The following is a 12,179-nucleotide window of genomic DNA, read 5'->3' on the forward strand; positions in this document are numbered from 1 at the left end:
GAGCCTGGTTTGCGGTTTCCCACCCTTGCGACAGAATGCGTCGCAAGGATGGGGCCCGGGACCCGCACCGAACAGAGGGAGGGCTGCGTCAGTCCTTCTGGTGCGGGTCGCGTTCGAATTTCCAGCCGCCAATGATGGAGGAGATGGTGCCCCGGCCTTCGATGTAGTCGTGGTAGAAGCTCAGGTAGATGTGGACCACGATGAAGGTGACGAAGAACCACAGGAAGATGTGGTGGACCTGGCGCACGCCCATCTCGCCGCCCAGCAGGGGGACGATCCAGGTGAACATGCGCGGGATGAAGGAATTGCTCATGCTGGAGTAGAGCGCGAAGCCGGTGATGCACTGCACGCAAAACGCCAGGAAGGTCAGGAAATAGATGAAGGCGGCCAGCGAATTGTGGCCGGTCGAGATGCCGCCGTGCAGCTTGGTCTGGAGCACGTCGGTCTTCACGACATCTACGATTTCCTGCCGCTGCTTCCTGGTCAGCGGGAAGAAGTTGTTCCACTTCGCGTACTTGTTGCCCACGAAGCCCCAATAGATGCGCGCCAGGAAGTTGAACGCCCAGACATAGGCGCTCGCAAAGTGGATGAAGCGGATCCAACCGAACCAGTACTGCTGATAGGCTTCGACCGCGGCGAATGCGCGGATGGGCTTGCCGATCAGGTAGCCGGTGACGCAGAGCAACACCATGCAGATGGCGTTGATCCAGTGGTAGGCGCGGACGGGCATCTCCCAGACGTACACGCGGCGATATTCAACCGGGTGACTGCCCCATCCCTCGTGGTTGCCCCAGCCGTTGAGGCGGCCTTTGCCTTTGATTGAAGCTGATGGCGTGCTCATAGGCTCACTCGAAAGAGATCTGGTGAAGGTGACGGCCCTGCGGATCGTAAAGGTGCACGGCGCAGGCGAGGCACGGGTCAAAGGAGTGGACGGTACGCAGGATTTCGACCGGCTGGTCGAGCTTGTCGATCGGGGTGCCGATAAGCGACTCCTCGAAGGCGGACCGCTGCTGTTTGGCGTCGCGGGGCGAGCCGTTCCAGGTGGTCGGGACAACGAGCTGGTAGTTGTCGATCTTGCCGTCCTTGATCTTGATCCAGTGGGCGAGGGAGCCGCGGGGAGCTTCGCTGAGGCCGACGCCTTCGCACTCCTGCGGCCAGTTCTTCGGATCCCACTTCTCGCTGTTGAAGGTAGAGACTTCGTTGGTCTTCACGCGAGCAATGAGATCGCCGTTGAACTCTTTGAGCCAGGCCATGGTGAGGGCTGCGTCGATGCCGCGGGCGGCGGTGCGTCCGAGCGTCGAGAAGACCGCGGTGACCGGCACGTTGAGCTTGCCGAGCACCATGTTGACGAGTTCTTTCATGTCGGTGCTGCCGGAGGCAAGGCCGACGACGACGCGGGCGAGCGGGCCGACTTCCATCGCGTTGTCTTTCCAGCGCGGAGTCTTGAGGAACGAGTACTTCTCATAGCCGGCGAGGGTCTCGAAGGGAGGCTGCGGGCCGGTGTAGTTGATCTTTGTCTCGCCGACCGAGGGGTGCGCGCCCTGGGAGTTGCCGCCTTCGTAGTCGTACCAGGAGTGGGCGATGTACTCCTTGATCTCCTGCGTGTCCTTGGCGTTGACGGGGTAGACGTGGCTGAGGTCGCGGTTGAGAACGACGCCGCGCGGGAACTTGAACGACTCGGGCTGGTTGTAGCCCTTGGTCGGGAAGTCGCCGTAGCTGAGGTAGTTCTTGAGGCCGCCGCCGTAGGCTGCCCAGTCCTTGTAGAAGCCGGCGACTGCGAGCAGGTCAGGAATGTAGACCTGGTTGACGAATTCGTCTGCCTGAGCGATGAGGCGGGAGACGAGATTGAGTCGCTCGCCATTGATGGCGGCAACTTCATTGACGTTGATGGAGCAGGGAACGCCGCCGACGAGGTAATTCGGATGCGGATTCTTGCCGCCGAAGACCGCGTGAATTTTGACGATTTCCTTCTGCCACTCGAGGGCGTCGAGGTAGTGCGCGACGGCGATGAGGTTTACTTCGGGCGGCAGCTTGTAGGCGGAGTGCCCCCAGTAGCCGTTAGCGAAGATGCCGAGGCCGCTGGCGGCGAAGGCCTTGATCTTGTCCTGGACATCAGAGAAGTAGCCGGGCGTGTTCTTGTCCCACTTGGAGAGGGATTGTGCGAGCTCGGCGGCTTTCTTGGGATCGGCTTTGAGGGCGTTGACGATGTCGACCCAGTCGAGCGCGTGCAGGTGATAGAAGTGGATGACGTGATCCTGCACATACTGGGTTGCGGCCATGATGTTGCGGATGATTTCCGCGGTGGGCGGCACGGAGATGCCGAGAGCGTCTTCAACGGCGCGCACGCTGGCGAGCGCATGCACGGTGGTGCAGACGCCGCATACGCGCTCAGTGATTGCCCATGCGTCACGCGGATCACGGCCGATGAGGACCTTCTCGAGGCCGCGCACCATGGTGCCTGCGCTGTAAGCGTCGGTGATGACGCCGTTTTCGACCACGGCTTCAATGCGCAGGTGGCCTTCAATGCGAGTTACGGGATCAACAACAATTCGTGCCATAGTTCCTCACGATTCCTTCATGTCTTCTGCGTGAACTTCCGCGATGACTGCTTTCTTGCGAATGTTGGTGACGACGGCGTGGGCGGCTACTCCGGCGAGCGTGGTGAGGCCGACGGCGGTGCCGATGGTGTCGGCAGTGTGCTCAATGCCGAAGCCGGGGAACGACGCCAGGTGCTGGTAGAACGGGCCGTTGTCCCAGAAGCCGGGCTCGCTGCAACCGATGCAGGGATGGCCTGACTTGACAGGCGAACTGGTGCCTTCGTTCCACATGGTCACGGAGCAGGCGTTGTAAGTAACGGGCCCGCGGCAGCCGACCTTATAGAGGCAATAGCCCTTCTTGGCGTTTTCGTCGTCGAAGGACTCAACGAAGAGGCCGGCGTCGTAATTCGGGCGACGATAGCAGGTGTCATGCACGCGGCGGCCGTAGAACTCCTTGGGACGACCAAGGGAGTCAAGCTCAGGAATCTGGCCGAGGACGACGACGTGCGAAATGACGGCCATCATTACATCGCCGATGGGCGGGCAGCCGGGCACGTTGATCACCGGCTTGTTGATGAGCTTGCTGATGGGATGAGCGCCCGTGGGATTGGGCTTGGCAGCCTGCACTCCGCCGAAGGAAGCGCATGCGCCCCAGGCGACCACGGCAGCGGCATCGGCGGCTACTTCCTTGAGGATCGATTCGGCTGTCTTGCCGCGAATCATGCAGTAGACGCCGTTGTCCTTTGTGGGGACCGCGCCTTCGACGACAAGGATGTACTTGCCCTTCTGGTCGCGCATGGTGTCGGCGAGGCTTTTTTCAGCCTGGAGGCCCGAGGGCGCCATCAGTGTTTCCTGATAATTGACGTTGACGACGTCGAGAAGCGCGTCGGCCACGATGGGATGCGACGCACGGATGAATGACTCGCTGCAGCCGGTGCACTCCTGAAAATGAAGCCAGATAACGGCGGGTTTTTCCTTCTTTTCGAAGGCTGAAACCACCTGCGCCACACCGGACTTCCGGAGTCCGATGGTGGTTGCGGCGACGCCGCAGAACTGGAGGAATTGGCGGCGGCTGTATCCCTTTTCCTGCATGGATTGCCAAACGGTTTTGCCCATGACCACCTCTACTTTCCATCTGGCGATACAACCATGTGATTCAGCACACATGCTCGCCAATGACACAGCGACGGTACGCGATATAAAACACAGTCGACTGTGCGCGTCGTCACAAGTGTTGGGTTAAGTTAATGCGACCGAGTTGGTCCGAAATGCAGGGAACAGGGAATAGGGAACAGGAAGTAGGGAATAGGGAGTAGGGAGACGGGGGTAGATATTCATAACTGATGAGAGTGCAGGTAAGTCGAACGTACGAACGGGATGCAACTCGCGAATGTTGAGTGACGGATGTCACTGGGTGTGAGCGGGCTTGTCGCGGTGTTGTAAGTTTGGTGGTGGTATCTCGGGAGGGTCCTATGGGTCGAACTGTTGCGCTCTTTTCTACGTTGCTGCTTGGTTCTGCTTTTTTAGTGGCGCAAGGCGGCAAGGATACGCCGGGGTCGGACGCGACGCTGCATATCGAGAGCCGCGCGGTGCTGGTGGATGTGATTGTCACGGATCAGCATGGGAACGCGGTGACGGGGCTGAAGCAGGATGCGTTCACCGTGACGGAGCAGGGGAAGCCGCAGGCGATCTCGTATTTTGAGGAGCACACGCCGGGGAAGGCGGCGGGGCCGGTGGAGTTTCCGAAGCTGCCGCCGAATGTGTTCACGAATCTGTCGCCGTTGCCGCAACCGCCTGCGGTGACAGTGCTGCTGCTGGACTCGCTGAACACGCGGATGGAGAACCAGAGCTATGTGCACACGCAGGCGCTGAAGTTTCTGAAGACGGCCAAGCCGGGATCGCGCATGGCGATTTTTACGATGGGGCTGGGGCTGCACTTCGTGCAGGGATTCACGGACGATCCGGCACTTCTGGTCGCAGCGCTGAGCAATAAGAAGAACAACGAGGTGGAAACCTCAGTGATGCTGAAGGGGCAGGATGAGTCGAATGCGCAGGCCAATGTGCTGGCGATGATGTCGGCGGGGCAGGGCAATGGCGCGACGGCGGCTTCGGCGGGGGCAATTGCGGCGCTTGCCAGATTCTTCCAGGAGAACGATGACTCGCGGACAGTGAATCGCGACCTGCTGACGCTGGAGAACTTCAACCGGCTGGCAACGTTTCTGAACAGCTTTCCGGGGCGCAAGAACGTGATCTGGTTTTCCGAGGCGTTTCCGCTGGTCACCAGCGGGAGCTTCGATCCGCGGCTTGGGGACGCGGCGCGCAGGACGATGGACATGTTGGCGGCCGCGCGGGTTGCGTTGTATCCCGTGGATGCCGGCGGGGCGGCGCCGCAGCAGGTTTACATGGCGCAGACGAATATGCCCTCCACGGTTCACGATCCGGCAGCGATGCAGAATGCGCTGAACGGCTCGCGCCTGGGCGAGGACCAGGAGCGGAATGCGAACCAGGAGACCATGAAGATGGTCGCGGAGGCGACGGGCGGCAAGGCGTTCACGAACGGCAACGGGCTGGCGAAGATCATCGGGGATGTTACGGCGTCGAGCGCGAACTTCTATTCGCTGTCGTACGCGCCGACAGATACGAAGATGGATGGGTCGTACCGTGGGATCGAAGTGAAGGTGGCGGGCGGTAAATACAAGTTGCTGTACCGGCGAGGGTATATAGCCTTGGGCGACGACCTGCCCGGGTCGGGTATGATGCAGCGCGAAAAAGCGATTCAGGATCTGGCGCAGAAGAATCCGGGGCAGGTGGATCCGCTGCTGCCGTTCATGGATCTGGGGATGCCGCAGAGCCAGCAGATTCTGTATGAGGCGAAGATTCAGCCTGTGCCGGTGGGCGATTCAAAGGCGGGGGATCCGAAGGATGCTACCAGGCGGTATGCGGTGGACTTCGCTGTGGACGCCAAGGATTTGAAGCTGCCGCAGGGGCCGGATGGGTTGAGGTCGGGGACGCTGAATATTTCTCTCATTGTGTATGACCGCTACGGCAATGTGGTCAGCCGGAAGGACCACATCGTGCAGTTGGACGTGAAGCCGGATGTGTGGGCGGTGTATCAGAACACGGGCGTGCAACTGCATGCGGATATCGCGGTGCCGAAGGGGAACTACTGGTTGCGGACCGGGATTTTCGATAAGCAGTCGCGGAAGGTGGGAACGATGGAGGTGGCGCTGGCGGGGGTGCAGGGAACTCAGACGGCGCAGAGCGCGAGTCCGGTGGGGAAGTGAGTTGCTTCAGGGGACTAGAGGGAATGGTAGTGCCCCGCCTAACAGTCAGGACGGGGCACACGGTTTGGGGCGGTCGCAGCACGCGCGAAGTCTGCACCAGATCGAATGAGATGACGATTTCAGCGACCAACTGAATGCGCCATAGAGACACGTTCGCTCTCAAGCGCCTGCCTGTCGAGTTTGCCTGAAATCATCGTCCCGTATTGAATTGACTGAAGAAGGTGCGTTTGCCCGACCGTATCGAAGTTCAAGGCGACCTTGCTCTCCGATGGGGATGGCGTGCCGGGACCGATCAGGCAACTGGTGTGGTACTGGGATGAGCTCTTTGCAGCCAGTGTCACGTAGTCGCGCTGGTCATCGCGAGAGAGCCAATAGTTACCGGCGGGAAAGGTTTTTCCGGCGACCTCGAAGCTGAACGGAACTTTGACGGTGATCGTTTGCGCTACCGCAGGGCTTGCGCTTAGAGCGGCAGCCACAATAACGGCTGATGCCAAGGCGATATGAAGTATGGATCGCATGGAATTCAACCTCCTTGCAAGCTACGTTAATGAGATTCTGATCGGGTGTCGTCGAGCATCCGTCCAGAATTGATCAAATCTAGAAGGAGCAAACGACCGGGACATTACGCTAATACGCAGCGAACTCGGCTTTGACTGCGTCCGGTACCATTGAACAAGTTATGTCGAGCGTGGCTCCAACGACGACTGCGGCGGCTCTGAGCGGGTTTGTGCGGGTGCTGATCCAGTTTGATGTGTGCGAAGAGATCAGGCTGGACAAGGTGCAGCAGGCGTTGAGTGCGCGGACGCTGAAGCAGCCGAGCACGAAGCAGGCGGCGCCTTCCTATGTCCGATATGAGCGGCCGCCGGTGGTGGGGCATCTGGAGGCGCTGACGCTGGAGTCGGGCGAGCGGCTCGAGGGCGAGATCAAGTATTTCGATTATGGCGTGGTGAGTGTCACGTACCAGTTGCCGTTTGCGGGCGACTGGGACGAGCTCATCAAGCTGTCGAGCCGGTGGGTGTGGGACGTGGATTTTGCGTCGCGGATCGAGCCGATGATCCGGCGGACACTGGAGCGGTCGGAAGCGGCGTTCCTGAAGCCGTATGAGCGCTGGCTCAGCGAGGACTACTTCATTTTTCATGTGAGGGAGGTAGGAGGCGTGCCGGCGGGGGCCGGGGCTCCGATGGCTGCGGAGCTGGTGCGGTCGCATGGGCAGCAGATTGCGCAGGTGGTGCGCGGGGATCGCATTACGCTGGCGGAAAACGAATGCCACGAGGTGCTGCAGTCGCAGGTTTCGTACTATGCGCATGACCTGGCGGTGATTGGGTGGAACGCGGCGTTTGTGTATGACTCGAGCGCCGGAGCGGAGACGGCAGTGCAACTGCTGGAGTATGCCAATTCGCAGTTGCTGGAGTTTCGGCATTATGACGAGTTGCTGAGCGATGTGCTGGGCGGCGTGTATGACCAGCTAGCGGAGAAGCGCGGGCGCTTCGCGCGGTGGCGGATGGCAAAGCGAGCACGGAATCTTCAGCGCGTGCTGCTGGAGATTGGCGAGCTGACGGAGCATGCAGATAACGCGATCAAGTTTTTGAGCGATATGTTTGCAGCGAGACTGTATCGGCTGGCGGCGGCCAAGGTGGGCGTGCCGGATTACCAGGGTCTGGTGGCTGAGAAGCTGAAGACTGCAGAGGATCTGCACCAGGATATGACGGAGCAGTTCAATGAGAGCCGCGCGTTCTTCCTGGAGGTTGTGGTGGTGCTGATTTTGTTGATTGAGTTGTATTACGCGTTTAAAGGCAAAGGATGAAGACAGGGAGTAGGGAATAGGGAGTAGAAAAGATTGAGGCCCGCCGGGTTTGGCGGGCCTCTTCTGTTGTGAAGGCGACGCGAGCTATGGTTTGGCGCCGCGGTTGAAGTCGATGGTTGTGGTGTAGGTGCCGTTCTCGTAGACGTTGGCTGCCCAGGGGACAGTGAGGGTCCACTTCGCGTTGGGATTGCAGCTGTTGATGCGGAGGGTGAACGTGACGGAGGCGGAGCCGTCCGCGGGCAGGTCGCCAAGGACCATGGGGAAGCTCGGTGCCGTCATGGTCGGCGTGCACAACGGGCCCGAGGTCTGCTTGAGGGTGAGGCCGTTGAGCTGCATGCCCCAGGCCGTACCCACGCTGCCGTTGGTTGCGGTGAGCGTGATGGTGCGGGTATCGCTGGTGCCGGCGGTTACGGTGGACGAGAGCGTCATGCCGTAGCCGGGGAGCTGGGACTTGTCGACGATGCCCCAGTAGGCTGGTTTGGCCTGGAGGGTGTGGTCGAAGGGCAATGGGTAGTCGGTGCGGTTGATGGGGAAGCTGTCGAGCCAAGTGTCGTCGTCAGCCATGCCCCAGATGGTTACGCGGTTGAGTTTGCCTGCGAGGCTCTTGAAGGCGTCGAAGGTGTCGGCGTAGAGCCAGCCTTGTTCGGCCAGGACGGACGGCGGAATGTTACTGCCGTAGTCGTGGGTGCGATCGCCGCCGTTGTAGACGCTCTCGTCGTATTCAGTGACTTGCTGTTCGATGCCCGGGAAGTTGTCAGCGATGGTGTTGATGGCATGCACCATTGCGTTGACTGACGGGTAGTTGATGGCGTTGTGCATCTCGTGGCCGACGCCATCGACCGGAACGCCGCGCGAGCGCAGGTCGTTGACCACTTGCACGAGGCAGGCGAGGCGGTTGGTGTCGGCGGTTGAGTAGTCGTTGAGGTAGAGCTTTGTGCCCGCGGGAGCGTACTGGCGCGCTGCCTGGAAAGCGACGTCGAGATAGCTCTTGCCGAGCACCTGATAGAACGGGCCGTGCACGAGGCAGTCAGGCTGGTTGGGATCGAGCGGTTCGTTGACCACATCCCAGAGTCCGACCTTAGTGCCGAAGTGCTGCACCTCGTTCTGGATGTGCTCCTGGATGTTGGCGATGACGGTGGCTTGATTGGTGGGCGAGTTGGTGCCGTCGCCATAGGCGTAGGACGGGGTTTGCGCGCCGGTGGCCCAGACGAGGTTGTGTCCGCGGACCAGCATGTTATTGCAGACGGCTACGTTGACTTCGTTGTCGGCAGGGCCGAAGGTGAAGCTGCCCTTGGTGCTTTCAACGGAGCTCCACTTCATTTCGTTGCCGGGCGTGATGCTGTTGAAGTGCTTGGTGAGGAGTTGCTCATGCGCGCCGGAGAGGTCGGTTGCATCGACGGCCGCGCCGACGGGGAAGAAGGGCGACAACGTCTGGAAGATCGACGGGATGTCGGTCTGGATGGACGGGGGCGCCACGTAGGTGAGTTGGAAGTCGTCGAGGTAGAACGAAACGAGGTCGTTGCCTGAGGACACGGTCTGGAAGTAGAGGCTGGCTTGACCCTGATCGTAGGCGCTGGCCATGTTGTAGCCCATCACGCTGACCTGGTGCCACTGACCGTCGGCCGGGATAGTTGGGCCGGGGTACGGAGTGACGCTCGGGAAGCTGGTGTTGCCGCCGATGGTGGTCTGGAGGCTGACGTTGATGGTGTGGTTGGTGCCGTCATTTGGCTGCAACATGACCCAGCCGCTGATGTTGTACACGGAGCCGGGATACATCTTGTTGCTGATGCTGATGGAGGCGCCGTTCCAATTGGCGGTGCGGCCGGTGACGTAGAGGCTGTTGGTGCCGGTGTGCGCTACGTTGGCGGTGTTGGTGACGGTTGCAGAGCCGCGGCCGGTCCAGCCGTCGGTGCCGCCATCGTCAAAGTTGGTGCTGATGCCGGAGTTGTCCTGCTGGCTGGGATCGGGCGGCGGCGGCGCGAGCTGACTGATGACGACGTCGCTGATGTAGAAGGAGTCCGTCGCGCTGCTGGACTGGAAGTAAAGGGTGAGTCCAGTGGGCGGGCCGGGCTGATTGCTGAAGCTGAATGTGCCTTGCAGCTTGGCCCAGGTGCCGCCAGTCAGCGGGCTGGATGTGGCGAGATTGCTGTAGGTGCCGGAGGTGGCGCAGTCCGCAAGCTTGGTGGACATGGAGATGGTGGGACTGCTGGCATCAGCCTGCGCCAGCATGACATAGGCGCTGACCTGGTAGGTGGCTCCCGCCTTGAGGGTATTCAGGCTGAGCAGGTTGAGGGCGGGGCCCATGTAACCCGCGGTCCGATTGGTGGTGAGCAGGGCGTGCTGATTGCCGGCCGGATCGGTGGCCATGGCGTTGGTCAGCGTGGGAGAGCCGAAGGGGAACCAGCCGTCGAGGCCGCCGTCGGCCCAGGTGTAAGTTGCGACGGGGGTTCCGCCGGGGGGCGGGGCGGTCTGGGTTATCACCACGTCATCGAGATAGAACGACTGCGAGGCGCCGGCACCGACGAGCTGCGCATAGAGCAGGGCACCGGTTTCAGTGGCGGAGGCATTGAAGGTACCGCCGATCTGCGCCCAGCCGGAGCTGTTTACGGGCACCTGGTAGGTGCCGATGGTGTCGTAGCAGGTTCCGCCGGAGCAGGAGGGGTCAGTGCGCGCGATGGTGAAGTTGGCATTAGTAGCGGTCTCGCCACTCGTGAGGCGCACGAATCCAGTGATGGTGTATTTTGCGCCGGGAAGCAGAACGCCGGCGAGCTGGATGGAGGGGCCCCCGGTGGCTCCAGCGCTGGTGGTGGTGAGCAGGCTGTAGTTGCCGCTCTGAGCGGCGGCGCTGGTGGACACCGGTGTGCTGGCGTTGTAGAACGAGCCCCATCCCTGGGTGCTGCCGTTCTCGAAGTCATAGGTGGCAACGACCTGCGCGTGCAGAGAGCGCGGCGCGAGGAAGAAGGCGAGGGTGAGGAGATAGGCGAAGAGTCTTATCGACCGCTGCCGATTGAAGTCACTGGCAAAGTGAAACATGGGCCCTCCTGGTACAGGCAATAGGAAAAGTGACGCCTCTTGAAGGCGAGCGAGGAGGCGAGGGAAATCGCACCGAGTAATTCGATTTACTCGATCGTGCGGGAGTATAGACACGGCTTTGCAGGGGTGTCAAGGTGGTTTTTGGAAGGTAAGCCCGGGGCGGGGATTGCGGAGGGATCAGGTGGGGAATGAGTTGAAAAGAACGAAGGAGCGAAAGATCCCCCGGTGTGGCCGGGGGACTTTCAGCTTTCTTTGCGGTAGAGCATGTCGCGCATGGTTTTGCGGCGGGCTTCGTTCATCTCCGCATTGTCAGTGCGGTAGTCGCCTGCCGTGGGTTTGGTGGTGTCCTCTTCAGGCTCGGAACAGACGGGGCAACGGTTGGCAAAGCCCGGTTTGCCGGGGCGCAGCTCGAACTCATCTCCACAGACGACGCAGGTTTTGATCGGGAATGGCATGGCTTTTTCTCTTCGTGCTTTTTGATGTTGTTTTAGCGATTGGGTTGCGGTCTGCTGTTGAAATTTCCAGTTTGTGCGGGGCCGCTAGGGCTTCGGAATCTCGAGGGCCTTCGTTAGGCTGGTGACGGACTCGATGTGATGGCCGCGGCACCAAGATTCGAGGCCCTTGACGAGACGCTCGGTGGCGCGCGGATCGGCGTAGCTTGCGGTGCCGACCTGGACAGCAGTGGCTCCGGCGAGGAGGAATTCAACCGCGTCTTCTGGCGTGATGATGCCGCCCATACCAAGGATCGGGATCTTCACGGCGCGGGCCGTTTCATAGACCATGCGCAGGGCGATGGGCTTGATGGCGGGGCCGGAGAGGCCGCCGGTGATGTTGGTGAGGCGGGGCTGGCGGGTTTCGACGTCGATGGACATGGCCATGAAGGTGTTGACGAGGCTGACGGCGTCGGCGCCGGAGCTTTCGCTGATTTGGGCCATCTGCGCGATGGAGGTGACGTTGGGCGAGAGCTTGACGATGAGGGGGCGCTTGCTGATGGCCTTGACGCGGCCAACGAGGTATTCGAGCGAGCCGCAATCGGAACCGAAGGCCATGCCGCCGGCGTGGACATTGGGGCAGGAGACGTTGAGTTCGTAGGCGGCGATGCCTTCAGCCTGATTGAGGCGCTCGACAACGGCAACGTAGTCGCCGACGGTGTAGCCGAAGACGTTGACGATGACGTTGGCGCGCGGGTATTTCTTCAGCGCGGAAAGCTTGGTGGCGATGAAGTCTTCGACGCCGACGTTCTGGAGGCCGATGGCGTTGAGCATGCCGGCGGCGGTCTGGATGAGGCGCGGGGCTCGGTTGCCCTCCATGGGCTGGAGGGAGATGCCCTTGGTGACGAAAGCGCCGAGGGCTTCGAGGGAGACGATCTCCTCGAATTCGATTCCGTAGCCGAAGGTGCCGCTGGCGGCGATGATGGGGTTGGCCAGGGTGATGCCGGCCAACGTGACTTGCATGTTGGGCTTCAATGAATGAGTTTCCAGTGATTAGTGGTTAGTAGCAGGCGAACACGTAGTCCGTTGG

General features: G+C 60.9%; 9 protein-coding genes. 2 read left to right on the top strand and 7 right to left on the bottom strand.

Annotated elements, in window-relative coordinates; genetic code table 11:
* Positions 1-88: 88 nt before the first annotated feature.
* The 3 genes from cybH to MOP44_RS20615 are packed head-to-tail and all read right to left on the bottom strand — an operon-like array spanning position 89 to position 3,653.
* Complete coding sequence (cybH, locus tag MOP44_RS20605; protein WP_260792282.1) at positions 89-841, bottom strand: Ni/Fe-hydrogenase, b-type cytochrome subunit; 753 nt, start codon at positions 839-841, stop codon at positions 89-91.
* Between the two features lie 4 nt (positions 842-845).
* Positions 846-2,558 (bottom strand): nickel-dependent hydrogenase large subunit, encoded by a 1,713-nt coding sequence (locus MOP44_RS20610; protein ID WP_260792283.1) that lies wholly within the window; start codon positions 2,556-2,558, stop codon positions 846-848.
* A 6-nt stretch (positions 2,559-2,564) separates the two neighbouring features.
* Positions 2,565-3,653: a hydrogenase small subunit gene (locus tag MOP44_RS20615; RefSeq protein WP_260792284.1), complete on the bottom strand. Its 1,089-nt coding sequence runs from the start codon at positions 3,651-3,653 to the stop codon at positions 2,565-2,567.
* Between the two features lie 356 nt (positions 3,654-4,009).
* Between MOP44_RS20615 and MOP44_RS20620 the strand changes: the two genes are divergently transcribed.
* The gene (locus MOP44_RS20620; RefSeq protein ID WP_260792285.1) at positions 4,010-5,821 is read left to right on the top strand and encodes a VWA domain-containing protein; all 1,812 of its coding nucleotides are present in this window, start codon (positions 4,010-4,012) and stop codon (positions 5,819-5,821) included.
* 119 nt (positions 5,822-5,940) lie between these two features.
* Here MOP44_RS20620 and MOP44_RS20625 read toward each other — a convergent pair whose 3' ends face one another.
* Entirely contained in the window at positions 5,941-6,339 is a 399-nt protein-coding gene (locus MOP44_RS20625; RefSeq protein WP_260792286.1) for a hypothetical protein, read from the bottom strand.
* Positions 6,340-6,500: 161 nt separating this feature from the next.
* Here MOP44_RS20625 and MOP44_RS20630 point away from each other — a divergent pair, with 161 nt between their 5' ends.
* Positions 6,501-7,625, top strand: a complete 1,125-nt coding sequence (locus MOP44_RS20630; protein ID WP_260792287.1) for a hypothetical protein — start codon at positions 6,501-6,503, stop codon at positions 7,623-7,625.
* An 84-nt stretch (positions 7,626-7,709) separates the two neighbouring features.
* Here MOP44_RS20630 and MOP44_RS20635 read toward each other — a convergent pair whose 3' ends face one another.
* From MOP44_RS20635 to MOP44_RS20645, 3 genes are all read right to left on the bottom strand, one after another.
* Positions 7,710-10,658, bottom strand: coding sequence for an endo-1,4-beta-xylanase (locus tag MOP44_RS20635; RefSeq protein ID WP_260792288.1), 2,949 nt, complete (start codon positions 10,656-10,658; stop codon positions 7,710-7,712).
* A gap of 242 nt (positions 10,659-10,900) precedes the next feature.
* Complete coding sequence (locus tag MOP44_RS20640) at positions 10,901-11,113, bottom strand: hypothetical protein (RefSeq protein ID WP_260792289.1); 213 nt, start codon at positions 11,111-11,113, stop codon at positions 10,901-10,903.
* Positions 11,114-11,197: 84 nt separating this feature from the next.
* Positions 11,198-12,112: a dihydroorotate dehydrogenase gene (locus MOP44_RS20645; RefSeq protein WP_260792290.1), complete on the bottom strand. Its 915-nt coding sequence runs from the start codon at positions 12,110-12,112 to the stop codon at positions 11,198-11,200.
* Positions 12,113-12,179 lie beyond the last annotated feature (67 nt).

It is taken from the genome of Occallatibacter riparius (assembly GCF_025264625.1).
Lineage (GTDB): Bacteria > Acidobacteriota > Terriglobia > Terriglobales > Acidobacteriaceae > Telmatobacter > Telmatobacter riparius.